We start from the raw sequence: 24,616 nt of genomic DNA, 5'->3' as shown, positions 1-24,616 counted from the left end.
GCCGGCTTTCAACCGGGAAACGGGCGTGCGTCAAGAAAGCGGCGCAGGACGTTTTCGGTGAGTCGGGAAATGTTGTTCGCATAGCGGTTGTGCGAGAGCGCGCCCGCATAGGCGATCGAGCCGACGCTGAAGACCGCGCCGCCCTTGCCGCTTTCGAAGAAGACGATGTCGCTGCGCACCGCAGGGCACAGGTTGCCGGTCGTCCCCATGAAGTTGAACAGCATGTCCTCGACCACCAGCACATGCGCCTCGGTGTGCGGGCCCGAACTTGCCAGGACCAGCGCATGCGGCGGCGAACCCAGGGCCGCATCGTGGCGGTCAACCTCCATCCCCGCAGCGCCGCCACCGATCAGGCCGAAATCGCCCAGGATCTCGTCGTCGATTCCGGCAAACGCAAAGGCCACGCGCGGATCGTCCCTGGACGCCTGCGAGCGGCGGTAGGGCGAGGACTCGTCGAAGCCCTGCGCGGCGAAACCCACGCCCACCAGATGGTTCGGCGAGCGCCGGCCCTGCCTGCGCCACATCCCCCCGTATTCGCCGGTGAAGGCGTGGTAGTACTCGCCCGTCGGCGGCTCCCAGGCGCGGCTTCCGCCCTCGGCGCGCCGCGTCTCGATGATCCCGGGAACGCTGTCGTTGAACGCGATGCGCCAGTAAAAGCCGTTTCCCCCCATGTACATCAGGCGCCCGCCCCCGCGCGTGAAATCGAAGACCGCCTGCCACATGGCCGCGGAGCAGTACTCCGGATGCGTCGCGGTCATCAGCACCTGGTAGTGCGACAGCAGGGCGCCTCCTTCCCGGTGCAGGTCCTCGTCGGTCACCACGTCGTAGTCCAAGCCCAGGTGTTCGATCCAGTCGGTGATGTGCGTGTCGGCGTTGAACTGCCAGAGGTTCGACGGCCGCGCGCCGTGGTTCGACTCCAGCTTGGGGCGCAGATTCAGCATGGGGCGCAGGCGCGACGAGTAATGGACGCCGCTGCCGTCCGAATGCCGGTCGTACAGCGAGTGGCCGTACTCGCGGTGCTCGTTGAGGAAGACCTGGTGCGGATGGATCACGAGCGCGCGGTTCAGGTGCAGTTCGACGAGGCCGTCGTTGGTGCCGAAATGCTCGTTCGCGTAAGCCATGTAGGTGGCCAGCGGGAACAGGTAGAGCAGCTTCGCGCGCGAAGCGCCCGGCGCGGGCTTGACGACGAAGACCACGAACTGCTCCTCGCCTTGGGCGCTGAGCTGAAAGGCGTAGATGCCGCTGCGCAGGTCCTTGGGCACCTGGTACGCGAGATCCACCTGCCACCCCGCGTCGTGCAGGTCGTCGTCGTGAAAATGCACGGCGCTCCACTGCGCGGGTTGCTCGCGCCAGCAATGCACTTCGCCGCTGAAGTTGTGGCCGGTGACGGCGCGCGTCGGCATGTTCACGAAGCGGCCATCCAGGCCGGCTCCGCTGCCGTCGTGGAAACGCGCGGTTTCCATGCCGATGGAAAAATCCCAGGCGCCCAGGAGCCGGGCCTTTTGCGCGGCGCTCCAGGTATCGCCTTGCAAGGCCCTCAGCGCGGCCAGATCCAGCGCGGCATCGACGACGCGCGGGCGGTCGATCTTGCCGTTGAAATGATCGCTGGCGCAGGGGCGGCCGGCGTCCTGCCCGCGCCAGGTCGCAGCGAACACCAGGGGGACGTCGGCGCCCAGCCCCGGTGCGCTCGCGGGCGGGCATTGCCGGTGCTGCACGTCCTGGTCCGCGATGGTTGGAATCGGCGCCAGCGGGATCTGAAACACCGACAACTGGCCGCTCGCGGCGTCGCAGCTTCCGGCAACGAAGTACCACTGGCCGGCGAGCAGCGGCACGCGGCTGGCCACGCCGTGCACCGAGCCCGCTGCGCTGAGCTCCAGCAGCGTGTGGCCGCCGGCGTCAATGCCCAGGGTCAGGCCATCCCCGGTCCGTGGATCGCAGCGGGAGATGATCGCCTGCCGCCCCTTGAGCGGCGTGGTCGGGCAGATGAACGCCTGAAACGCCAGCGAGCGCCCCGGCGGCCATGCCGGCAGGCGCTCGACGAGGCCGAACGAGCCCGCCAGAATGCGCTGCGGCCGGCCCGGCAGTTCGCGCCGGACGCCGTCGGTGGGCAGGATCTTCAGCGCCGGCGCGGCGGGGCAGCTGTCGCCGTGCACGAGCCGGACGGTTTCCACGGAGTAGCGGGGGTACTCGCAGTGCACCATGAGTTGCAGCGTCTCGCCCGGGCAGACGCTGACCCGATCGACGTAGGCAGTGATTTTGAGCATGGCGGGCTACGCGTCCAGGATCGTGTAGCCGAGCCGGTCGCGGACGCGGCGCCGGAAGATGGCGCATTCGGCGGCGTCGATGTCGCGGTAGCGCTCCCCGAGATGGGAAATCGGCAGGCCGCGGCCGTTCATGCGCACCAGCAGCCATTCCTGGTGCGGCACGCTGCACAGCAGCGCCAGCTTGCCCTGCATGGGCTCGCTGCGCAGCCAGTTGATCAGGCGCTGCAACGCCGGGCTGTGCTGCCCCGTGGTCTTGGCGCGGAACTCGCGGTAGAGGGCTTGCAGGTGCGGGCCCTGCCGCCACTCGGGTGGCACATAGGGGTTCATGCGCGTTCACCTCTTATCAGCTTGCTGTTTTGACCGAATAGTCATTCCGTCTTCGGGCCTGGATGATCCATGAAAACCGGAAAATTGGGGCAGCGGACAGCAGAAATTCGGCGTTTCTCAGGGTAATCACTGAGCTTGCGAAGTTTTTTACGATTGCCTTTTCAGTCAATGAAAAATACCATTCGGTCACACAGGGGCCCGCAGCAGCCGGCCGACGCGGGCGGTGTCTGCGGTCCCCGTGCGGCTCGTTCTTCTCCACCCCCTTCACAGGAAACCACAGGAAACGCCATGTCCGGATGTCGAAAACTCGCGCTCTCGGCCCTGCTCGCAGCAGCGGCCTCGTTGCTTTCCCCCGTGCTCGCTGTCGCAGCAGACAAGGTTCCGGTCGTGGGCATCGTGGCCATCGACCTGCAAAACTCCTTCTTCGTGCGCATGCGCCAGGCGGGCGACGAAGCGGCCAAGGACTATGGCGTGAAGACGATCTGGCAGGGATCGGAGGGCAGCCTGGAGAAAGAGGTCTCGAACATCGAGAACTTCGTCAACCAGGGCGTGGACATCATCCTGGTCGATCCGCTCGATCGCGCGGCCATCGCCAGCGCCGTGCAAAAGGCCAAGGCCAAGGGCATCCCGGTGATCGCCATGGGCAACAAGGTGGACGGCAACTGGAACTACAACACGCTCTACCCCGACTACACGAACATGAGCATGGTCGCGCGTGCGCTGGGCAAGCAGCTCGACGGCAAGGGCGAGGTGGCGCTGCTCATCGGCGGCAAGGGCAACTACGTCTCCGACACGCGCGAGCAGGCCTTTCGCGACGTGCTGAAAAAGGAGTTCCCGGGAATCCGGCTCGTCGGTGTCGAGCCGACGAACTGGGACAGCTCGCGCTCGGCGAACGCCATGCAGACCTGGCTCTCGACCTACCCGAACCTCAAGGGCGTGGCCTGCTTCGCCGATTCGATCTGCATCGCGGCCAAGGCCATCGCGGACGCGAGCGGGCGCAAGCTGCTCTTCGCGAGCTACGAGGGTGACCCGGAAATGTTCCCGAGCGTGGCCGACGGATCGACCGTCATCGACGTGCTCAACGGCGCTTACCGCGTGGGCTACTGGAACATTGCTGCGGCCGCGCGCATCGTGCGCGGCGCCAAGTACGGCACCGACCTGTTCATGCCCACGTACTTCGTGATGTCCGAAAAGACCGCGGGCGCGCTCCGGGCCAAGGGGCTGGATCTGCCCTTCATCACCCCGGAAAAAGCCAAGACCGAGGCGCTGAACTACCGCGCCCAGATGGGCCCCAAGCAGCCCGACGCGGCGCTGTCCGTGGGCAGCAAGTAAGCAACCGAGCGCATCCTGCGTCCTGGTTCCCCCTGGTCCACACCTGTCCATGGCCGACGCCACCGGGACCCGCACGCCATCTGCCTTGCGCACGATGCGCCGCGAGCTGTCGCTGTTCGCCATCGTCGTGCTCGTTCTCGCCGGCTTTGGCGCGAGCACGCCGCGCTATCTGTCGGCGGAGAACCTGCTGAACATCGGGCAGCAGACGGCGGTGATCGCGACCGTGGCCTACGCCATGACGGCGGTCATCATCTGCCGGGGCGTGGACATTTCCGTCGGCGGCACACTCGCCGCGAGCAGCGTGCTCGCGGCGCTGGCGATGCAGTCGGGCGGGCTCCCGGGCGGGCTCGGGGTCTTGCTGGTGATCGCCGTGGGAGCGGCCTTCGGTCTGCTCAACGGGGCGCTCGCGAGCTACGCGGGGATCAGCCCGCTGGTCGCGACGCTCGCGGTCTGCGCCCTGGCGCGCGGCATGGCCCTGAGCCTTTCGGGCGCGCGCTCGGTGCCGGTGGACAGCGGGCTGTATCTCTGGTTTGGCAGCGGGAGCTTGTTCGACGTTCCGGTCAGCTTCCTGATCGCGGTCCTGCTCGCCGGGCTGTGGTTCCTGCTGTTGCAGCGCACGGTGTTCGGGCGCTGGGTCTACGCCACCGGGGGCAATGAGGACGCGGCCCGGGCCTCGCTGATCCCCGTGCGCGCGGTGTGCCTCATGACCTATGTGCTCGCCGGGGCCAGCGCCGGCGTCGGCGCGCTGCTGACCACCGGCCGGGTCGGCTCCGCCCAGCCCCTGTCGGGCGCGGGGCTGGAGTTCGCGGCGATTACCGCCGCGGTCATCGGCGGCACCCGGCTCTCGGGCGGCCATGGTTCCATCGTCGCGACGGCGCTCGGCGCGCTGCTGTTGGGCGCGGTGAATACCGGCCTGTCGTTCCTGCAGGTGTCGCAGCAGGTGAATTACTTCGTCACGGGCGGTTTTGTGATCGCGGCCGTCGTGCTCGGTCAAAGGGGTTCGCTGCCGCAGTTCGCACCGGGTTCTGCGCTGCGCCGCCGCCGGTCCGCCCCCGTGGCGGCTGCGGCGCAGCGGGCCGGCACAGTGGACGCAGTGGACGCCATGGCGCAGCCGCATACGCTGGAATTGCGCGCCATCGGCAAGCGCTTCGGCAACGTCCAGGCGCTCGCGGACGTCTCGCTGCGGCTGCGCAGCGCCGAGGTCCTCGCGCTCGTCGGCGAAAACGGCGCGGGCAAATCGACGCTGGTCAAGCTGCTCGCGGGAATCCACACGCCGCAGCAGGGGGAGATCCTGCTCGACGGCCGCGTGCTCGCGCTCGCCAGCACGCAGGACAGCCGCGCCGCGGGAATCGCCGTGATCCACCAGCATTTCAGCCTGATCCCCGACCTCACGGTCGCGGAGAACCTGGCGCTGGCACGCGGGCATTTGCCGAAGCGCTTCGGGTGCTGGCTCGACCGCGCGGCGATGCGGCGCAGCGCGCGGCAGGTGCTCGACGCCTTGCAGCTGCCGGTCGATCCGGACGCGATCGTCGCGCGCCTGACGATAGGGCAATGCCAGATGGTCGAGATCGCCAAGGCCACGCTGGCCGAGGCCTGGCTCATCGCCATGGACGAGCCGACCAGCGCGCTGACGAACCATGAACGCGACCTGCTCTACCGCCTGGTCGGCCAGTTGCAGCAGCGCGGCTGCTGCGTGCTCTACATCTCGCACAAGATGCAGGAGATCTACCGCCTGGCGCAGCGCGCCGTGGTGCTGCGCGATGGCCGCGTCGTCGCCGAGGCCGACCTGGCGCGCACCGATGCCGCCGCGCTGATCCGGATGATGGTCGGCCGGGACATCCGCGAGGTATTCCCGTTTCGCCCCGCGCGCACGCGGGATCTGCTGCTCGACGTTCGGCAGCTGTCCGACCGCAGGCTGCTTCAGGGAATCGACCTGCAGGTGCGCAGCGGCGAACTCGTCGCGCTCACCGGATTGATGGGCAGCGGCAGAACCGAGCTGCTGCGCTGCATCGCGGGGTTTGCGCCATTCACCCAGGGACGCGTCGCCATCGGCGGCGCCGCACTGCGCGTGGGCAGCGCCTTGCACGCCGCGCGCCTGGGCGTCGCCTACGTGCCCGAAGACCGGCACCGGGAGGGCTTCGTCGGCAGCATGTCGCTGCGCGACAACCTGGGCCTGCGCTGGATCAGCGCGCACAACCGCGCGGGCTTCGTCGCGGCGGACGGGCTGCGCCGGCTGGCCGCGCAGCTCATCGCGCGGCTCGGCGTGCGCCCGCCCGACGCCGAGAATCTGGTGCAGCAGCTCTCGGGCGGGAACCAGCAGAAGATCGTCCTGGGCAAATGGCTCGCGACCGAGCCCCGCGTGCTGCTGCTCGACGAGCCCACGAACGGCGTTGACGTGGGCGCCAAGTTCGAGATCCACAAGCTCATCGCCGACCTGAAAGGGCAGGGCGTCGCGATCCTGATGGTCTCCAGCGAACTGCCCGAGGTGCTCGGCGTGGCCGACCGCATCGTGGTGCTCAGCGGCGGCCGCGTGGCCGGAGAGCTTGCGCGTGGCGCCACCGAGGAGCAGGTCACCGGCCTGGCGTTCAAATATGCGTAGCCTGCCGACGGCCCTCCTCGACGCGGCGCTCGATCACGCGCCCTGGCTGGTGCTGTGCCTGCTGCTCGCCGCATTTGGCCTGGTGGACGCGCGCATCGTCGCGCGCGAGAACCTGTGGGTCGTCGTGCAGCAGGCCACGCCGATCGCGCTGCTCGGCCTGGCCGTTTTCTGGGTCCTGCTGACGGGCGAGATCGACCTGTCTGCGGGCCACAGCGTCACGCTCAGCGCGGTCAGCATGGGGACGCTGCTGTCCTCGGGCGTGGCGTTGCCGGCGGCGCTCGGCGTCGGATTCGCCTGCTGCGCCGTGGTCGGCTGCGTGAACGGCTTGCTGGTGGCGGCGCTGCGCATTCCCTCGTTCATCGCGACGCTGGCCAGCATGCTGCTGCTGCAGGGCGCGACGCTGATCGTCGCGACCACCGGAACCATCCTGGTGCTCGACCCCCGCTTGCGCGCGTTTGCCGGCAGCGCGGGCGCGGGCGTCTCACCGATGGTCGCTTTTACCGCTGCCGTCGCCCTGGGCTCCTGGTGGCTTGCGCGCTGGACGGGCTTTGGCCTGAAGACCTTTGCGCTCGGATCGCACCCCGCGCGCGCCGAACTCGCGGGCGTGCGCGTGCAGGTGCAGAAGTTCGGCGCCTTCCTGCTGTCCTCGGTGTACGTCTTTCTGGCCGCGGCGATCATCATCGCGCGTGTTCCGGTGGTGAATCCGGGGGTCGGCGGAACGGGTCTGCTGCTCGACGCGATCGCCGCCGCGGTCATCGGTGGCACGAGCCTGCTCGGCGGCCGGGGAACGGTCGGCGGCGTGGTCTGCGGCGCGCTCACGATGAGCCTGCTGACCGCAGCGCTGCGCGTGCTCGGCGTCGAGCCCTCGAGCCTGGACCTGTACAAGGGCGCGATCATCGTCCTGATCCTGCTCGGCGACCGCGGCCTGCACGCGCTGCGCGCGCTGGCGCATGGGCAGCGCCATGGCTGAGGCGGGCTATGACGTCGCGGTCGTCGGCGCCGGCGTCGTCGGCTGCGCCGTCGCGCGCCGCTTCGTTCTCGGCGGCGCGCGCGTGCTGCTGCTGGAGAAGGAAAGCGACCTGCTCGCGGGCGTGAGCCGGGCGAATAGCGCGATCCTGCACACCGGCTTCGACGCGCCCGGCGGCAGCCTGGAACTCGCCTGCATGCAGCGCGGCTACGCCGAATACCTGGAAATCGCCGACGCGCTGAATCTGGCGCTGCTCGAAACGGGCGCGCTGCTCGCGGCCTGGAACGACGCCGAGCTCGAGCGGCTCGCGCAGTTGCAGGCGCAGGCCCGGGCCAACGGCGTCGCCGACCTGCGGCGTCTCGATCGCGCCGAGGTGCTCGCGCTCGAGCCGCATCTCGCCCCCTCGGTCCTGGGCGGCCTGCTGGTTCCGCGCGAGCACGTGATCGACCCCTGGAGCGCGCCGCTGGCCTACCTGCGCCAGGCCGTGGAAAACGGCGGCCGCGCGGTGTTCGACGCCGCTTTGCTGGCGGCAGAGCGGGTCGGCGCGCAGTGGCGCTTGCGCACCGCGCAGGGTGAATTTCACGCCAGCTGCGTAATCAATTGCGCCGGACTCTGGGGCGACCGGGTCGAGGAAATGCTGCTCGGCAACGCAAGCTTCCAGATCCGGCCGCGCAAGGGGCAGTTCGTGGTGTTCGACAAGGCCGCGTCGGCGTTCCTGCGCAGCATCCTGCTGCCGGTGCCGGGCGAGCGCAGCAAGGGCGTGGTTCTGGCGCGCACCGTATTCGGCAATCTGCTGGTCGGGCCGACCGCCGAGGAGCAGGAGGAGCGCAGCCGCGCCCCGGTCGAGCGCGCCGTTTTGCAGCAGCTCGTGGACAAGGCCGGGCAGCTGGTGCCGGCGCTGCGCGGCGTTCCCGTGACCGCCGTCTACGCGGGCCTGCGGCCCGCGAGCGAAAACAGCGCCTACCGCCTGCGCCTGGAAGCGGACGCCGGCTACCTCGCGCTGGGCGCAATCCGCTCCACCGGACTGACTGCCGCGCTCGGCCTCGCGGCGCATGCGTTCGACCTGATCGCGCCCTGCCTGCCGGGTCTGGCGCCGCTCGAGAACCCGCTCTGGCCGCGGGTGCCAAACCTCGCCGAGCACCGGCCGCGCGACTGGGAGCAGCCCGGGGACAACGAAATCGTCTGCCACTGCGAACGCGTGACCCGGCGCGAGATCGAGGCCGCGTTCACCGGCTGCCTGCCGGCGCGCGACCTGGGCGGCCTGAAGCGCCGCACCCGGGTCTGCATGGGCCGCTGCCAGGGTTTTTATTGCGCGGCCCGCGTGGCCGAGTTGAGCGCCGGGCACTTTTGCGTTCCGCTGGCCGTGGCGCAACGGGGCGCGCATGGCTAATACGCTGCATGCGATCGACGTGCTGCTCGTCGGCGGCGGCCCCGCGGGCATTGCGGCCGCCGTGGCGCTGCGCCGCCAGGGGCTGCGGCGCGTCGTCCTCCTGGAGCGCGAAGACTGCGCTGGCGGCGTGCCGCGCCATTGCGGGCACCCGCCCTTTGGCATGCGCGAGTTTGGCCGCGTCTGCACGGGGCCGGCGTACGCCCGGCGGTTGGTCGATCTGGCGCAGGCCGCGGGCGTAGAGCTGCGGGTGCGCACGACCGTGCTCGGCCTGCAGCGCGAGGCCACGCTCGACACCGTCTCCCCCGCGGGGCGCGAGCGGCTGCACGCGCGCCGCGTCATCCTCGCGACCGGCGTGCGCGAGACGCCGCGCGCGGCGCGCCTGCTCTCGGGCGATCGCCCCCTGGGCGTGATGAATACCGGCGCCCTGCAGGCCTTCGTTTATCTGCGCGGCCTCGTGCCGTTCCAGCGCCCGCTCATCGTGGGCACGGAGCTGGTGGCGATTTCCGCGCTGCTGACCTGCCGCAAGGCGGGGATTCGGCCGGTCGCGCTCGTCGAAGCGGCCGCGCGACCGATCACCCATTGGCCCTGTGCGCTGTTTCCGCGCCTGCTGGGAATTCCCGTGCATTACGGCACGCAGCTCCTGGAGATCCGCGGCCGGCAGCGGGTCGCGTCGGTGCTGCTGCAGCACGCCGACGGCCGCCGCGAGGAGATCGCGTGCGACGGCGTGCTCCTGACCGGCGACTTCGTTCCCGAGGCCGCGCTCGTGCGCGAGAGCCACTTGGTGCTCGACGCCGCCACCGGCGGACCGCGGGTCGATCAGTTCGGACGCTGCTCGGACCCGGGTTTTTTTGCCGCAGGCAACCTGCTGCGCCCGATCGAGACCGCCGGCTGGTGCTTTCGCGAAGGCACGCGCATCGGCAACGCCGTCGCCGACGACCTCGCGGGCCGGCTGCCGCCCGCCGCGCAGCAACTGGCGATCGCCTGCTCGGAAGGCATACGCTATGTCATGCCGCAGCGCATCAGCCTGCCGCTGAGCCCGCAGGGCCTGCCGGATCTGCAACTGCGCGTGGACCGGCAGACCCGCGGCCTGCTCAGCGTCAGCGCGCAGGGCCGGACGATCTGGCAGCAGCGCCTGCGCAGCCTGCCGCAGCGGCGCATCCTCGTTGCGCTGCCTGAGCTGGCGCTGCTCAAGGGCGCGGACAGTCTGCGCATCGCGCTCTCGGACGCCCGCGACGGACCCCATGAAGCGCTGAACCCATGAACCCGCCGTCATTCGCCGCCATCGACCAGGGAACCAGCAGCACGCGCCTGCTGCTGGCCAGCGCAGGGGCCGCGCCGCAGCTGCCCCTGGCGCTGCGCAACGCGTCGCAGCACACCCCCGTCCCGGATGGGTCGAGCAGGCCCCGCTGGAACTGCTGGGCAAGGTCGAGGCCTGCCTGCAGGCCGCGGGCCGGGTGCAGGCGATCGGGATCGCCAACCAGGGCGAAAGCTGCCTGGCCTGGGACGCGCGCAGCGGCGAAGCTGCTCGAGGGCGCGGACAGTCTGCGCATCGCGCTCTCGGACGCCCGCGACGGACCCGATGAAGCGCTGAACCCATGAACCCATGAACCCGTCATTCGCCGCCATCGACCAGGGAACCAGCAGCACGCGCCTGCTGCTGGCCAGCGCAGGGACCGCGCCGCAGCTGTCCCTGGCGCTGCGCAACGCGCCGCAGCACCCCCGTCCCGGATGGGTCGAGCAGGCGCCGCTGGAACTGCTGGCCAAGGTCGAGGCCTGCTTGCAGGCCGCGGGCCGGGTGCAGGCGATCGGGATCGCGAACCAGGGCGAAAGCTGCCTGGCCTGGGACGCGCGCAGCGGCGAACCGCTGTCGCCGGTGATCGTCTGGCAGGACGACCGCACGGCGCAGCAGCTCGCGGCCCTGCGCGCCGAAGGCGTGCAAGCGCTCACGCTGGAGCGCGCCGGCCTGCCGCTGGACTGCTATTTCTCGGCGTCCAAGCTGGGCTGGCTGCTGCGCAACGACGCCGGCGTCGCGCGGGCCCACCGCGCGGGGCGCCTTCGGCTCGGCACCACGGACGCGTTTTTTCTCGACCGGCTCACCGGGCAGTTCGTGACCGACGCGAGCACGGCGTCGCGCACCTCGCTCATGAACCTGGCCAGCGGCGCCTGGGACCCCACGCTGTGCGCGCTGTTCGGTGTGCCCATGGAATGCCTGCCCGCGATACGGCCCACGGTCGGGGACTTCGGCCTGTACCGCGGGATTCCCGTGACCGCGTCCATCGTCGATCAGCAGGCCGCGCTCTACGGACATGGCTGCCGCGCGGCGGGCGACGCGAAGATCACCTTTGGCACCGGGGCCTTCGCGCTCGCGCTCACGGGCGCGCAAATCCCGCGCGCGCCGACCTCCGGACTGCTGCCCACGGTCGCCTGGCAGATTGGCGCCGAGCGCAGCTACGCGCTCGACGGCGGGGTCTACGACGCCGGGTCGGCCGTCGAATGGGCCGGCCGCATCGGCCTGTACACGGACCTGTCGGAGATCACGGCGTTTGGCGCGGCGCCGGCGATCGCGCGCGGGCTGGCCTTCGTTCCCGCGCTGTCGGGGCTGGCCTGCCCGCACTGGGACCGCAGCGCGGCCGCGCTCTGGGTCGGGATGAACGCCGCAACGACCCGGCAGGACCTGTGCCAGGCCCTGCTCGAAGGCATTGCGCTGCGCACGGCGCAGGTGGTCCGGGTGATGGACGGGCACATCGGTGCCGCAGTGCGCCTGAGGATCGACGGCGGCCTCGCGCGCAACCCCTACTTCTGCCAGTTTCTCGCGGACGCGACGGGCCGCAGCGTCGCCACGCGCCGCTTCGACGAGCTCACCGCGCTCGGCTGTGCGGCGCTCGCCGCACGCGGCGTCGGGCAGACGCTGGAGACGCCCGACGACGACGACGTCGCGTCGCTGTTCGAGCCACGCACCGCGCCGGCCGACGCGCTCGCCTGGCAGCTGCGCTTTGCCGAAGCCGTTTCAAAGACAATGGGCTGGAAGCGGGAACTGTCGGCCGTCGCTTAGCTGTTGCGATGGCGGGCAGCGGTGGCCCGCGTTTCCGGGACCAGCAGAGACACCCTCCCCATGCGCCCAAACGAAAGACACGCGGCCATCCTCGAAATCGTCTACGAGCGCAAGAATGCCTCCGTCGAATACCTCGCCGAGCGGTTCCGGGCCTCGCACGAAACCATCCGGCGCGACCTGAGCCGGCTCGCGGCCGACGGGCGTCTGCGCAAGTACCACGGGGGCGCGACGCTGTCCGAGGCGCCTGCGGAGGGCGCATTCAACGCGCGCATCCACGAGTTCGCGCGCGAGAAACGCGCCGTCGCGCGCCGCGCCGCAGCGCTTTTCAGCGCCGGCGACAGCCTGTTCATCGATACCGGAACCACGACGCTCGCTCTTGCGCAGGAACTGGCGCGCAGCAGCGGCCTGGCGATCATCACGAACTCGGTGTCCATCACCCAGTGTCTGGCGCGCGGGCCGGGCAGCAACCGGGTGTTTCTGATTGGCGGCGAGTACCGCGCCGAGGCCTGCGAGAACCTCGGCCCGCTGGCGGTCGCGCAGGTCGCGCAGTTCAACGCGCACGACGCCGTGCTCACGGTCGGCGCAATCGGCGCCAACGGGCTGCAGGACTACGCGCTCGAAGAGGCGGAGATCGCGCGCGCCATGATCGCCGGCGCCGAGCGCGTCACGGTCATTGCCGACGCGTCCAAGCTCGGGCGCTCGGCGCTGTTTCCGGTCTGCGCGCTGGAGCGCGTCGCGCGCCTGGTCGTGAGCGCGCCGCCGCAGGGGCTGCTGGCGGAAAAGCTCGCGGCCGCGGGCGTACAGGTCCTCGTCGCCGACGCGGCGCCCGCGCCGCGGGGAGCAAGGGCCGAGCGGTGAATGCTTTCTCGCGCGCCCCGGGGTGGCGCTCACGCTGCGCCAGCGCAGTTCTGGCGCCAGGCCGCAACCCACTGTGCGAAGGCCCCGGACAGGTCCGTCTCCTGGGGCTGCGGCGGCAGCCCCAGCACCTGCGCCGCCTGCGACAGGGCCTGCAGCGGATGGCGCAGGTCGAGCGCCGGGGCGCCGCTCTGTTTGGAGAGCTTCTCGCCGTGGGCGCCGCGCACCAGGGGCGTGTGCAGGTAGCTCGGCGTCGGCAGGCCCAGGGCCTGCTGCAGCAGGATCTGGCGCGCGGTGCTGTCGGCCAGGTCCGCGCCGCGCACCACGTCGGTGATTCCCTGGTCGGCGTCGTCCACCACCACGGCGAGCTGGTAGGCCCAGAGCCCGTCGGCGCGGTGCAGGACAAAGTCGCCGACCACGCGGGCAACGTCCTGCCACTGCGCGCCCAGCCACCTGTCGTGCCAGCAAAGGGCGGTATCGGCCCGTGGCCATGGCGCATCCGCTGCCTGGCTGCACTGCGTGGTGGCGAAGCGCCAGGAGCGTGCGCTGCGGCCCTGGAGCCCGCGGCGGCAGGTGCCGGGGTAGGGCAGGGCGGCGTGGCGCGCGCGGGGCTGGCCCTGCGCTGCGTGGGCGGCTTCGATGTCCTTGCGCGAGCAGGCGCAGGGGTAGGCCAGGCCCTGCGCGATCAAGCGATCCAGCGCCCGCTGGTAGAGCGCGCTGCGCGCCGACTGCCACTGCGGCGGCGCGTCGGGCAGCAGGCCGCAGCGGGCCAGCTGCTGCAGGATGAACTGGTCCGCGCCCGGAACGCAGCGCGGTGCGTCGAGGTCCTCCATGCGCACCAGCCACTGGCCGCCGCGCCCGGCGTTCCAGGCGCGGGCGTCGAGCCAGCTGGCGAGCGCCGCGACCAAGGAGCCGGCGTGCAGCGGTCCGGTCGGCGAGGGCGCGAACCGGCCCCGGTAGCGCTGCCGCACGGCAGCCGTCATGCCACGGCGAGTGCCAGCTCCAGGCCCGACAGGAAGGCGTCTTCCAGCCGGTGCCCCAGGCACCAGTCGCCGCAGGCACCCAGCCCCCGGGCCGCGTCCCACAGATGGCTGCGCCCCAGAGGCTGCGTGGTCTGCGCGTAGCGCCAGCGGCGTGTGGCGGCGTGCGCCGGCTCGGCGTGGATTCCGGTGACCTCGGCAAAGGCCCGGATCAGCTTGGCCTGTACGCGGACCGCGTCGTCCTCCAGATGCTCGGCCGACCAGGCGGGGCTGGCCTGCACCGTCCAGCGCTCGATCACGTTGCGCCCGGGCTTGGACGATTCGCGCGCCAGCCAGGCGATGCGATGGTGCGTGCTGCGCGCGGCGTTCCACTGCGGCCCCAGCGTGGTCAGCCCCGGGCGCACGGCCTGGGGGTAGGCGAGCATCAGCGTCCAGCAGGGTGCAGTGGCCACGTGGCCCAGCGCGTTGCTCAGCGGGCTGTCCAGCGCCGAATCGGCGAGCAAGGACTGCGCAGGCACCGCGGGCTGCGCGAGCAGCACGGCGTCGAAGCCGGCATGCACGTGCGGGCTGCCGCCGGGCCCCTCGGTGCGCAGCTGCCATCCGGCGGTGTTCAGGCCGTCGGTTTCGATGCGCGTGACGCGCGTGTGCGTGATGAGCCGGCCGGCCTGCAGCAGCGGCTCGGCCCAGGCGCTCACCAGCGACTGCATTCCCGGACTCGCGACCCAGTGCGCCTCGCGCTGCGGCAGGCCGGGCGCGGCAACGCGCCCCTCCGCGTCGAGCACCTGCACGGAGTTGGCGCTCCAGCGCTTGCACACGCCGGGCGTGCTGTCCATGGCCTGGGCAAAGCGGGGCGCGCGCACCGTGAAATACTGCGCGCCCGCGTCGAAGCTGCCAAACGGGCTGTCGATGGTGGCGGTGCGCCCGCCCGCCTGCGCGGATTTCTCGAACACCGTGACGCGGTGCCCGGCCTGCACCAGCGTGCGCGCGCAGACGATCCCCGCCATGCCCGCGCCGACGACGGCGAAGTGGCGCCGGGCCTTGCCCGGGAAGCGCGCGGGCGCTGCGGCCTGCCTGGGGCGTGGAACGGTAGTGCTCATGGAGGGCCTTTCGGTGGCAGGGGGTGTGAACCGGCTTGGAATGGGAACGGAAACGGCGCGGAACGGACTCTGCCAGGCCGCGGGTAGTCGTTCCCTTGAGAGGGGTGAAGGCGACTCCGGGGGGGCTTCACATCGGGTTTTCTGCCGACGCGGCCGAGAGGTCGGTCGCGAGCAGCACGCGCTCGTCGAACACGAAGCAGCCACCGTGGTAGTGCGCGCCGTCGGTGAGCTCGAAGTACTTCAGGATTCCGCCTTCGAGCTGGTAGACAGGGTCCAGGCCTTCCTCGCGCATGAGGATGGCCGCTTTCTCGCAGCGGATTCCGCCGGTGCAAAAGCTCACCACCGTCTTGTCGCGCAGCGTGTGCCTGTGCGCGCGCAGCGCGGAAGGGAACTCGCTGAACTTGGTGATGCGCCAGTCGATGGCGTTGTCGAAGCTTCCATGGTCCACCTCGAAGGCGTTGCGTGTGTCCAGCGTCACGACTTCGCGCCCTGCGTCGTCGCGCCCCCGGGACAGCCAGCGCCGCAAGGTGGCGCAGTCGAGCGCGGGCGCGCGGCCTTGGGCGGGGCGGATCGTGGGGTGGTCCATGCGGATGATCTCGCGCTTGAGCTTGACCTGCATGCGGCGAAACGGCACGTCCGCGGACCAGCTTTCCTTGGGGTCCAGATCGGCAAAACGCGCGTCGGCGCGCAGCGCGCCGACAAAGCCGCGCACCGTATCTGCCGGGCCTGCGAGAAAAAAGTTGATGCCTTCCCCGGCGAGCAGGATGGTCCCCCGGAGCCCTGCCGCGACCGCCCGCGCCTGCAACGGGTCGCGCAGCGCTGCGGCGTCGGGCAGGGCGACGAACTTGTAGCAGGAGACGTTGAGGATCTTGTGCGGGGTGTTCATGGCAGGCGCGCGCATTGTACGCACAGCCATCAGGCGACGGGAACGAGCAGCGTGGCTTCCATTTTGTTCGCGATCTGCGCCAGCGCCAGCGCCGCCGGGCAGCCCGGGGCGTGCAGCAGCAGCAGTTGGCGGCGCATGACGGCGTCGCGCACCGACGGGTCGGACGGGATGTCGCCCATGTGGATCAGGCGCATGGGGCGGCCCGATTCGGTGCTGAGAAAGCGCTCCAGCACCTGCTGCAACTGGCCGGTGATGGCGCGGCCGTCGCCGGGGCGCGCCGCCTGGTTGACGAGCAGGCGCAGATGCTCGCGCCCTTGCTGCGCGGCCAGCACCTTGATGGTGGCGTAGGCGTCGGTCAGCGCGGTGGGCTCGGGCGTGGTCACGATCAGCACCTCGCAGGCCAGCGAGACCGAGTACAGCACCAGGTCCGAAATACCGGTGCCCGTGTCGAGCAGCAGCAGGTCGTAGCGCGGCGCGAGCGCCTCGATCACGCGCAGAAACTGTTCGCGCACCTCGGGCGTGAGGCGCGAATACTCGACCATTCCCGATCCGGCGAGCAGCAGGTCGAAGCCGCAGGCAGCGTCGGCGAGCACGGCGTCCTCGGGCGCGGCCCGGCCGGTAAAAACATCGTGCAGGGTGACCCTGGAGTGCAGGTTCAGCATCACGTCCAGATTCGCCAGGGCCAGGTCGGCGTCGAGCAGCAGCACGCGCTGGCCGCGGCGCGCGAGCGCCGCCGCGAGATTCGCCGCGATGAAGGTCTTGCCAACCCCGCCCTTGCCGCTGGTCAGCGCAACGACGCGGGCGCCGGCCGGGGCCGGGCTGGCTCCGGCAGGGGCGGGCAGCGCGTCGCTCGGCATCGTGGCTAGGAATTTTCAGCGGGCGGCAGCGGGCCGAACAACAGGCTCTTTTCTTCGGCGCTGACGGCGCTCTCGGGCTGCTCCTCGATGCTCACGCGGTCGCAGCCTGCCGACTGCGCCTGGCACAGCTGGTGGCGGGCCCGCTCGGCCCACAGCAGGGGGGTCGAGCGGATGGCCTGCGTGGCAAATGCCCCGCCGACGCTCAGCGTGGCATGCAGCCGCAGCGAGGCGCCGGTCGGTATGGGCGTGTGCGCCACGGCGCGCCGCAGGCGCTCGGCCAGCGCGCGGCCAAACGCCGCCTGGCAGGCGGGCAGGAGCAGGGCGAACTGCGCGCCGCCGTACCGCGCCAAGGTGTCCATGGGGCGCACGCAGGCGCCGAGTGCGCGGGCCACCGACTGCAATAGCGCCGCGCCCGCCGCAGCGCCCTGCGTGCCGTTCACGGCATCGAATTGGTCGATGTCGAGCATGAGCAACAGGGCCGATTCGCCCGAGCGCAGCACGCGGTCGATCTCGCGCCCGAGCACCGCGTGCAAATGCCCGCGGCTGCTCAGGCCCGTGAGCGGGTCCGCAAGGCAGAGCCCGCACAGGCCGTCGATCAGCTCCTGCAACGCAGGCGCGCAGTCCGGGCGCTGCCGCGCAGCCTGGCTGCTGCCGGCCTGCGCCAGCAGCGCGAGCGCAGCATCCAGGCGCAGCTCGCGCAAATCCACCAGAGAAGAGGCCGCAGAATCAGACACGAATCGGGCAATCAGAATGTGCGCGCAGTGTAGCAGCGCGTCGGCCGCGGGAGGGCCCTTGCGGCAGCTGTTGGAGCGCTCGAGCGCCGATCGGATCGAATCCGCCATGGCAGAGTCGGCGAGCACGGAATCGGCGATGATGCGCTGACCTGTATGTGAATGTTGCATCGAGGACGGGAAACTTCGACGCCCCGTCCGTGCATTGAATCTTGGAGACATCGGAGCGCCCATGACACACCACGACATCCGCCCCTACGACGGCATCTTCGTTCCGCTCGTGACGCCGTTTCTTGCATCAATGGAAATCGATTGGGCCGCGCTCGAGCGACTGGTCCGCTTTTACGCCGGACTCGGCCTGGCCGGTTTCGTACCGTGCGGCAGCACCGGCGAGGCGAGCACGCTGTCGATGCAGGAGCACAAGGCGGTCATCTCCTTTGTCACGGAAAAGGCGAAGGCGCTGGGCGACTTTCGCGTCGTCGCCGCGACGGGTTCGAACAGCACGCAGGAGTGTCTGGAATTGACGGCGCACGCGAAGGCGTCGGGGGCCGACGCCTGCTTGGTCGTGACGCCGTACTACGTGCGACCAAACCGTTCCGGCCTGCTCGCGCATTACGGCCGGGTGTCCGAACTGGACCTGGACGTGCTGCTCTACAACATCCCGTTGCGCGCCGGCTTGAACCTGACGCTGGAAGACATCGTGCTGCTGCACGCCAAGGTAGCACGCATCGTCGGCATCAAGGAGGCGACGAGCGACATAGGCCAACTCATCGACGTCGCGCACCACTTCGCAGACGATGCGACGTTCACCGTGCTCAGCGGCGAGGACGCATTGCTTTTCGATTGTTGCGTGAACGGGGGGCGAGGCTCGATTTGCGCCACGGCACTCGTCTATCCGCGCGAAGTCGTCGCCTTGCACCGGCATCTCGTCGCCGGGCAACTGCGCGAGGCGGCGAGCATCAACCGCTGGCTGCGGCCGCGCGTCAAGGCGCTTTTTTGCGAATCGAACCCGGTCGCGATAAAGCATGCGCTGAGCCGCGTGCACGGCATCTTACCCATCACGCGCGCGCCGCTTGGCCCGGCTTCGGCGCAGGCCGTGAAGACCATCGATGCGCTGGGCTTGGAGCCCGAGTCCTGAGCGCCAACGTATTTTCCCTGCGCGCGAAATTGCCTGCCTGGATTGTCAACGGTTCGCATTGGCACGAGATGCCGGTAACGGCAGAGAACGAGATCAAGAAGTTGTTCAGGCTCTGAGGAGAAGTTTGATGGCATTGAATCTGACGAAGACGGTACTCGGTTATTTGAAGGAGCGGCCAGATGAAAAACTGACCGCGCGGCAGATTGCCGAGTGGATCTTCGCCACGTTCCCTGATGAATGCCAAGCGAAGAAGCAGAGCAGCCAGCACATCCGCACAGATGCTGATTTGGTGCAGCAACTGGTAGCGGAAATCGGCGCGCAGCGCCCGCGTCTTCAGAAACGACATCCAGAGTTCAAGACTACCGAGGGGCGTCCACGCAAGTATTACTACTCGGAGAAATCTGACGTTGCCGAGGTTGCGGCGGCCGAGGGCGTGGTTGCAGCACCCACGGAAAACAACAACAACAACAACACCGCCAAGCTTGGCGAGCACGCCTTGTACCCGCTGCTTTCGCTGTACCTGTGGGAGGAGTTCGGCGTCTATTCGAAGCGCATCAACGAGAAACGTGCATCGAACAAACGGGGTCCAAATGGCAACCGCTGGCTGTACCCGGACGTTGTCGGCATGGAGGACTTGGGTGCAGAGTGGCACCAGGAAGTGCGGGACTGCGTGAATCAGTATTCCGACAAGCGCACCAAACTGTGGTCGTTCGAGGTCAAGCTACTGATCAACCGGTCGAATGTGCGTGAATGCTTCTTCCAGGCAGTTTCCAATTCGTCGTGGGCCAATTTTGGTTATCTGGTCGCAGCGGAGATCGAAGGCCATGACACACTCAAGGAACTGCGGATGCTGTTTGCGGCGCACGGTATCGGCTTGATCAAACTGGATGTAGACGCTCCGACTGAAAGTCAGGTCTTGATTCCAACTCGCGAAAGAGACGAGATCGATTGGGATATGGCCAACCGACTGGCAACCGAGAGCCGGGATTTTTTGGGATACGTGAAGCTGGTAAAGCAGTTCTACCAGACCGGCGAAGCAAGACAGACCGATTGGGATGTGCCTGAGACGGTGGACTGAGCGGCCACCGCTTCGCGGATCGACCGCCCGGCCTTCGGCCACGGGAACATCTCTACCGCTCGTTCAGTGCCGATGGCAACCCGACGCTGCGCACAACCCTGGCCGTGATGAAGGGCCTCGGGATTGAACTGTCTGCGAAGTTGGCCACGGAGCGGGTGGTATAGGGCGGGATGTTGGACAGCCCACAATCTCGAACGCCCAGCGCGCCGGGTTTTGGGCCATCGTCCAGCAGCCGGTACATCAGCGCACGCAGGGGCAGTTGGTGCTTATGGAGGCCAGCGCAGTGATCTGTGCTGGCCGCTCCCACGATGGCATGAGATCACCTCATCCAACCATTCTGTCCCGCTCCCCGCGATAGGTGGCGGGAGGCGGGAGGCGCTGCGGTCACACACAACTCGTGTTTGTTGTTCTTTTTGCAGATAAGGTATGACGCATTCCCGTTTTTCTGGTATTGCAGTGGAACCTCGTAGTTCTCTGCAAAACAGGTTGGGCAAAAGTATGCCGTGCTTGCGCAAAAGGATGCCGTTCTTTCGGGAGCACCCTCTGAATATTCCCCGCGTATGTTCACCCATATGCCTTCAGCTGGCTGGACGAGCGTGTATGCACTGCGCCTTGCCAACTCAGTCCGAAGCTTCTGCCCCTCAGCTTCGAGAGCGTGCATCTTCTCCACCAAGGAGAGGGCCATGTTTGATGAAATTGTTAACTTCTCCTGCAACTCCTGTTGCGCTGACGTGATCTTCGCGTCGTCCCGCGCTGCAATTGCGCTCTTCAGGACGGCGAGTGCAGTGGTGATTCCGGAGATGACTGCTGAGAAATCCATGCTTGCTCCAATGGTTGTATGAGAACTCCCATCATAAGCCAGAAGCCGGCAGGCCTCCGACAGGCTGACCGATGTTGTTCATGACTCCCGTGGAACTGGCCAAGCTACTGGGCGTCACGCCCCAGTGCAAACAACACGAGCCGCATCGGTTTCTTCGCAACGACCATCAGGCAAACACGACAGCGACCCGCCCAGTTGAAACCGCGCGGCGATCTGGACCAACAACGATTTGCACATCCCAGCCAAGCCGCGTCAGACAATCGAGCATTTTTGCTTCGCTGAGCCCGCGAAACTGGCCGCGCAGCATTTTCGAGAGCTTGGGTTGCGTCAAGCCCAGTACGTCAGCGGCTTCCTGTTGTGTCCACTTGCGGGACAGGGACTGCGCGGGGCTTTGGGGGATCGACGGGGGTCAGTTTTGGCGGAAGCGGTGGGATTCGAACCCACGGACGGTCACCCGTCGCTGGTTTTCAAGACCAGTGCCTTCAACCGCTCGGCCACGCTTCCTGCAACTGTCGTTCAATCCCCCGGTCTGCGCGCGCATTCTATGCTGCGATCAACCGCCCGGTGGCGCTGTTTTGGGCAGCAGGCCCCGGGTCTCGATGAAGGCCACGATGTCGGCCAGTCCCGCCAGGGTTTTCAGGTTGCTCATCACAAAGGGCTTGATGCCCTGCGCGGTGCTGCGCATGCGCAGGGTGTCGGCGTGCATGACGTCCAGGTTGGCGCCGACGTGGGGGGCCAGATCGGTTTTGTTGATGATGAGCAGGTCGCTCTTGGTGATTCCGGGACCGCCCTTGCGCGGGATTTTTTCGCCCGCGGCGACGTCGATCACGTAGAGCGTGAGGTCCGAGAGCTCCGGGCTGAAGGTCGCGGCCAAGTTGTCTCCGCCGCTTTCCACGAACACCAGGTCGGTGTCGGGGAACTGCGCGAGCATGCGGTCGATGGCTTCGAGGTTGATGGATGCGTCCTCGCGGATCGCGGTGTGCGGGCAGCCGCCGGTTTCCACGCCCAGGATGCGTTCCGCGGGCAGTGCGCCGCTGAGGGTCAGCAGGCGCTGGTCCTCCTTGGTGTAGATGTCGTTGGTGATGGCGATGAGCTCGTAGCGCCCGCGCATCGCCTTGCACAGCATTTCCAGCAGCGTGGTTTTTCCGCAGCCCACGGGGCCGCCTATGCCCACGCGCAGCGGGGGCAGGGGCTTGCTGCGGTGGGGGATGTGGTGCAGCGTCATGATCGAAAGAGCCGGAAGTATTGCGTTTCGTGCCGCGCCGACAAAATGGCGAGCATGGGCGAGAAGGACTGGCGTTCGCTGTCCATCAGCGCGTTCGCGTGCTCGGCGGCGGCGGGAATGGCGGCGGCGAGCCGCGCCAGGATGCGCTGGCCCGCGCTTTGGCCCAGCGGCATGGCTTTGAGCGCGGCCTGCACCATGTTTTCGGCCCAGCCAAAGGCGTAGGCGAGCAGCGCGTCGCGCACCGGGGCCAGGGTGTCGGCGGCGGCCAGTGCGTAGGCCACGGGATAGGTCGGGGGCAGGGCGATGAGCCGCTGCACTGCGGGAATGCGCCCGGCGTCGTCCTGCCGCTGGTTATGCAGCCATTGCGCGAGCGATCGGCCCATTTGCTCGGTTTGCAGGCGCAGTTCGCTGGTTTCGCGGGTTTGCAGTACCCAGTCGTTGAGCGCGCGCACGTGCTCCATGTCGTTGCGCCGCCAGGCGCGCATGGCCTGGGCCACCACGGCCATGTCGCTGCGTGCCTGGGTGATGTGCAGTTGGTCCAGCAGCCATTCGGCAACGTCCGATTCGCTGGTGAGGCGGGCATTTTCGACGGCGCCCTCCAGCCCCTCGGAATACGAGAAGCCGCCCACGGGCAGGGCCGGCGACGCCAGCCAGATGAGTTGCAGCAGGCTCGCGGCGGGCAGGGCGCCGGGGCGTGCGCGGTGCCTGCGGGGGCGCACCGGGGCCTGGCGGCGATCGTGCGTGCGCGTGCTCATGCGTGCCTGTGCTCCTGCGCAGGCCCGGGGTGTTCCCCGTGCGCGTGGGCATGCGCGGGGTGCGCTGCGCCGCCGTGTTCCGTGGCGTAGGCGCCGCCTTCGGGCTCGAACGGCAGGTTTTGTTCTTGCACGATGAGGTGCATGGCGCGCAGCATGTCGGCGAGCACGTGGTCGGGCTCGATCTTCAGGTGGTCGGCTTGCAGTTCCACGGGCACGTGGCGGTTGCCCAGGTGGTAGGCCGCGCGCGCCAGGTCCAGGGGCGTTGCGTGGCTTGGGCAGCAGCTGATGCGCAGCACGGGCTGCGGGGCGGCGAGTACGCGGATGAGCGATCCGTCTTCGGCCACCAGCACGTCGCCGCCGCGCAGCAGCGTTCCGCGCGGCAGGAAGACGCCGAGTTCGCGCCCGGCCGAGTCGGTGGCCGGGAAGCGGCTTTTTTGCCGCAGGTCCCAGTCCAGTTCGAGCGTGGCGGCGCGCTGCAGCAGGGCGGGCGCAAGGCCCTGGCCCCGGGGGATGCGTTTCGCGGTGGGGAGCATGCAGAAGGGTCAGAAGAGGAAGTAGCGCTGCGCCATCGGCAGCGAGGTCGCGGGCTCGCAGTGGAGCAATTGGCCATCGGCGCGCACGCTGTAGGTCTGCGCGTCCACTTCCATGCGCGGCGTGTAGTCGTTGTGCAGCATGTCGCGCTTGCGCACGCCGCGCACCTGGCGCACGGCGCTGAGCGTTTTGCGCAGGCCATAGCGTTCGCCGATTCCCGCAGCCAGGGCGGACTGCGAGACGAAGCTCAGCGAGGTCCTGGCCAGGGCCGCGCCAAAGGCGCCGAACATGGGCCGGTGGTGCACGGGCTGCGGCGTGGGGATGGAGGCGTTGGGGTCGCCCATGGCCGCCATGGCGATCATCCCGCCCTTGACGATGAGCGTGGGCTTGACGCCGAAGAACGCAGGCTTCCAGAGCACCAGGTCGGCCCATTTGCCGACGGCGATGGAGCCCACTTCGTGGCTGATGCCATGCGCAATGGCGGGGTTGATGGTGTATTTGGCCAGGTAGCGCTTGATGCGCGTGTTGTCGTTGCGCGCGCTGTCGCCCGGCAGGCTGCCGCGCTGCTGCTTCATCTTGTGCGCCGTCTGCCAGGTGCGCAGGATGACCTCGCCGACGCGGCCCATGGCCTGGCTGTCGCTGCTCATCATGCTGATGGCGCCCAGGTCGTGCAGGATGTCTTCGGCGGCGATGGTTTCCTTGCGGATGCGGCTTTCGGCAAAGGCCAGGTCTTCGGCGATTCCCGGGTCCAGGTGGTGGCACACCATGAGCATGTCCACGTGCTCGTCGAGCGTGTTGCGCGTGTAGGGCATGGTGGGGTTGGTCGATGAGGGCAGGAAGTTGGCCTCGCCCACGACGCGCAGGATGTCGGGCGCGTGGCCGCCGCCCGCGCCCTCGGTGTGGAAGGCGCAGATGCCGCGCCCGCCAACGGCGGCCATGGTGTCTTCGACAAAGCCCGATTCGTTGAGCGTGTCGCTGTGGATCGCCACCTGCGTGTCGCTGGCGTCGGCCACGTCCAGGCAGTTGCTGATGGCCGCGGGCGTGCTGCCCCAGTCTTCGTGCAGCTTCAGGCCAATGGCCCCGGCGTCGATTTGCTCGTGCAGCGCGTCGGGGAGGCTGGCGTTGCCCTTGCCCAGAAAGCCGAGGTTCACCGGAAAGGCCTCGGCCGCTTGCAGCATGCGCTCGATGTTCCAGGGCCCCGGGGTGCAGGTGGTGGCCAGCGTTCCGGTGGCCGGGCCGGTGCCGCCGCCGAGCAAGGTGGTGACGCCCGAGGCCAGGGCTTCTTCGATCTGCTGCGGGCAGATGAAGTGGATATGGCTGTCCACGCCGCCCGCGGTGACGATGCTGCCCTCGCAGCTGATGACTTCGGTTCCCGGGCCGATGACGATGTCCACACCCGGTTGCACGTCGGGGTTGCCGGCCTTGCCGATGGCGGCGATGCGTCCGTCCCGCAGGCCGACGTCGGCCTTGAAGATGCCGCTGTGGTCGACGATGAGCGCGTTCGTCAGCACGCTGTCCACGGCGCCCTGCGCGCGGCTGCGCTGCGATTGCGCCATGCCGTCGCGGATGGTTTTGCCGCCGCCGAATTTCACCTCTTCGCCGTAGCTGCCCGCGCGCAGCGTGTAATCGGCCTCGACTTCGATCAGCAGATCAGTGTCTGCCAGGCGCAGGCGGTCGCCCACGGTGGGGCCGAACATTTCGGCGTAGGCGCGGCGTCCAATGCTTGCCATGC

General features: G+C 68.9%; 22 protein-coding genes, 1 tRNA gene and 1 pseudogene. 11 read left to right on the top strand and 13 right to left on the bottom strand.

From position 1 onward, the window contains the following. Nucleotides 1-8 precede the first annotated feature (8 nt). Entirely contained in the window at nt 9-2,264 is a 2,256-nt protein-coding gene (locus D5041_RS18740; protein WP_265285456.1) for a N,N-dimethylformamidase beta subunit family domain-containing protein, read from the bottom strand. Between the two features lie 6 nt (nt 2,265-2,270). After that, nucleotides 2,271-2,591 carry a N,N-dimethylformamidase alpha subunit family protein gene (locus D5041_RS18735; protein ID WP_010105448.1) on the bottom strand — a complete coding sequence of 107 codons (321 nt, stop codon included), beginning with the start codon at nt 2,589-2,591 and terminating at the stop codon, nt 2,271-2,273. Between the two features lie 288 nt (nt 2,592-2,879). On the opposite strand from D5041_RS18735, the gene D5041_RS18730 reads away from it, so the two are divergent. From D5041_RS18730 to D5041_RS18700, 7 genes are all read left to right on the top strand, one after another. Next, nucleotides 2,880-3,923 carry a sugar ABC transporter substrate-binding protein gene (locus tag D5041_RS18730; protein ID WP_265259006.1) on the top strand — a complete coding sequence of 348 codons (1,044 nt, stop codon included), beginning with the start codon at nt 2,880-2,882 and terminating at the stop codon, nt 3,921-3,923. A gap of 94 nt (nt 3,924-4,017) precedes the next feature. Further along, the gene (locus tag D5041_RS18725; RefSeq protein WP_265285761.1) at nt 4,018-6,522 is read left to right on the top strand and encodes an ATP-binding cassette domain-containing protein; all 2,505 of its coding nucleotides are present in this window, start codon (nt 4,018-4,020) and stop codon (nt 6,520-6,522) included. Then, nucleotides 6,515-7,492 (top strand): ABC transporter permease, encoded by a 978-nt coding sequence (locus D5041_RS18720; protein ID WP_265259004.1) that lies wholly within the window; start codon nt 6,515-6,517, stop codon nt 7,490-7,492. The genes D5041_RS18725 and D5041_RS18720 overlap by 8 nt, the downstream gene beginning before the upstream one ends. Beyond that, the gene (locus tag D5041_RS18715) at nt 7,485-8,879 is read left to right on the top strand and encodes an NAD(P)/FAD-dependent oxidoreductase (protein WP_265259003.1); all 1,395 of its coding nucleotides are present in this window, start codon (nt 7,485-7,487) and stop codon (nt 8,877-8,879) included. Before D5041_RS18720 ends, D5041_RS18715 begins: the two co-directional genes overlap by 8 nt. Beyond that, nucleotides 8,872-10,140 carry an NAD(P)/FAD-dependent oxidoreductase gene (locus tag D5041_RS18710; protein ID WP_265285455.1) on the top strand — a complete coding sequence of 423 codons (1,269 nt, stop codon included), beginning with the start codon at nt 8,872-8,874 and terminating at the stop codon, nt 10,138-10,140. The genes D5041_RS18715 and D5041_RS18710 overlap by 8 nt, the downstream gene beginning before the upstream one ends. 342 nt (nt 10,141-10,482) lie before the next feature. After that, a complete protein-coding gene (locus D5041_RS18705) occupies nt 10,483-11,931 on the top strand; it encodes an FGGY family carbohydrate kinase (RefSeq protein WP_265282986.1) in 1,449 nt (482 codons plus the stop codon). A gap of 60 nt (nt 11,932-11,991) precedes the next feature. Then, nucleotides 11,992-12,789, top strand: coding sequence for a DeoR/GlpR family DNA-binding transcription regulator (locus D5041_RS18700; protein ID WP_265282987.1), 798 nt, complete (start codon nt 11,992-11,994; stop codon nt 12,787-12,789). A 29-nt stretch (nt 12,790-12,818) separates the two neighbouring features. Here D5041_RS18700 and gluQRS read toward each other — a convergent pair whose 3' ends face one another. From gluQRS to D5041_RS18675, 5 genes are all read right to left on the bottom strand, one after another. Further along, nucleotides 12,819-13,769, bottom strand: a complete 951-nt coding sequence (gluQRS, locus tag D5041_RS18695; RefSeq protein ID WP_265282988.1) for a tRNA glutamyl-Q(34) synthetase GluQRS — start codon at nt 13,767-13,769, stop codon at nt 12,819-12,821. After that, nucleotides 13,766-14,863, bottom strand: coding sequence for an NAD(P)/FAD-dependent oxidoreductase (locus tag D5041_RS18690; RefSeq protein WP_265258997.1), 1,098 nt, complete (start codon nt 14,861-14,863; stop codon nt 13,766-13,768). Before D5041_RS18690 ends, gluQRS begins: the two co-directional genes overlap by 4 nt. A 127-nt stretch (nt 14,864-14,990) precedes the next feature. Further along, the gene (locus tag D5041_RS18685) at nt 14,991-15,749 is read right to left on the bottom strand and encodes a sulfurtransferase (protein WP_265258996.1); all 759 of its coding nucleotides are present in this window, start codon (nt 15,747-15,749) and stop codon (nt 14,991-14,993) included. Nucleotides 15,750-15,778: 29 nt separating this feature from the next. Then, on the bottom strand, nt 15,779-16,606 hold the full coding sequence (locus tag D5041_RS18680; protein WP_010104495.1) for a P-loop NTPase: 828 nt from the start codon (nt 16,604-16,606) through the stop codon (nt 15,779-15,781). Between the two features lie 5 nt (nt 16,607-16,611). Then, a complete protein-coding gene (locus tag D5041_RS18675; RefSeq protein ID WP_265285454.1) occupies nt 16,612-17,508 on the bottom strand; it encodes a GGDEF domain-containing protein in 897 nt (298 codons plus the stop codon). Nucleotides 17,509-17,569: 61 nt separating this feature from the next. Between D5041_RS18675 and dapA the strand changes: the two genes are divergently transcribed. From dapA to D5041_RS18660, 4 genes and pseudogenes are all read left to right on the top strand, one after another. Then, on the top strand, nt 17,570-18,475 hold the full coding sequence (gene dapA / locus D5041_RS18670; RefSeq protein ID WP_010104491.1) for a 4-hydroxy-tetrahydrodipicolinate synthase: 906 nt from the start codon (nt 17,570-17,572) through the stop codon (nt 18,473-18,475). A 127-nt stretch (nt 18,476-18,602) separates the two neighbouring features. Then, nucleotides 18,603-19,553 carry a COG2958 family protein gene (locus D5041_RS18665; RefSeq protein WP_265285453.1) on the top strand — a complete coding sequence of 317 codons (951 nt, stop codon included), beginning with the start codon at nt 18,603-18,605 and terminating at the stop codon, nt 19,551-19,553. Between the two features lie 41 nt (nt 19,554-19,594). Next, nucleotides 19,595-19,717 (top strand): annotated as a pseudogene (locus D5041_RS22210) (helix-turn-helix domain-containing protein); the annotation flags it as partial. A 519-nt stretch (nt 19,718-20,236) separates the two neighbouring features. Continuing rightward, on the top strand, nt 20,237-20,395 hold the full coding sequence (locus D5041_RS18660; RefSeq protein WP_265285452.1) for a hypothetical protein: 159 nt from the start codon (nt 20,237-20,239) through the stop codon (nt 20,393-20,395). 144 nt (nt 20,396-20,539) lie between these two features. Here the strand turns inward: D5041_RS18660 and D5041_RS18655 are convergent, their stop codons facing one another. The 6 genes from D5041_RS18655 to ureC form a co-directional block, all read right to left on the bottom strand. Then, nucleotides 20,540-20,749 (bottom strand): helix-turn-helix domain-containing protein, encoded by a 210-nt coding sequence (locus D5041_RS18655; protein WP_265285760.1) that lies wholly within the window; start codon nt 20,747-20,749, stop codon nt 20,540-20,542. A gap of 40 nt (nt 20,750-20,789) precedes the next feature. Then, nucleotides 20,790-20,877 (bottom strand) — tRNA-Ser (locus D5041_RS18650). A gap of 49 nt (nt 20,878-20,926) precedes the next feature. Beyond that, complete coding sequence (ureG, locus tag D5041_RS18645) at nt 20,927-21,598, bottom strand: urease accessory protein UreG (RefSeq protein WP_265285451.1); 672 nt, start codon at nt 21,596-21,598, stop codon at nt 20,927-20,929. Next, nucleotides 21,595-22,353, bottom strand: a complete 759-nt coding sequence (locus tag D5041_RS18640) for an urease accessory protein UreF (protein ID WP_265285450.1) — start codon at nt 22,351-22,353, stop codon at nt 21,595-21,597. Before D5041_RS18640 ends, ureG begins: the two co-directional genes overlap by 4 nt. Next, entirely contained in the window at nt 22,350-22,886 is a 537-nt protein-coding gene (ureE, locus tag D5041_RS18635) for an urease accessory protein UreE (protein WP_010103535.1), read from the bottom strand. The genes D5041_RS18640 and ureE overlap by 4 nt, the downstream gene beginning before the upstream one ends. A gap of 9 nt (nt 22,887-22,895) precedes the next feature. Then, complete coding sequence (gene ureC, locus D5041_RS18630; RefSeq protein ID WP_265258989.1) at nt 22,896-24,614, bottom strand: urease subunit alpha; 1,719 nt, start codon at nt 24,612-24,614, stop codon at nt 22,896-22,898. Between the last annotated feature and the right edge of the window lie 2 nt (nt 24,615-24,616).

The organism is Verminephrobacter aporrectodeae subsp. tuberculatae (assembly GCF_026127385.1).
Classification (GTDB): domain Bacteria; phylum Pseudomonadota; class Gammaproteobacteria; order Burkholderiales; family Burkholderiaceae_C; genus Acidovorax; species Acidovorax aporrectodeae.
The sequence above is the reverse complement of the archived record's forward strand: the minus strand, read 5'-3'. Positions and strand labels throughout refer to the sequence as shown.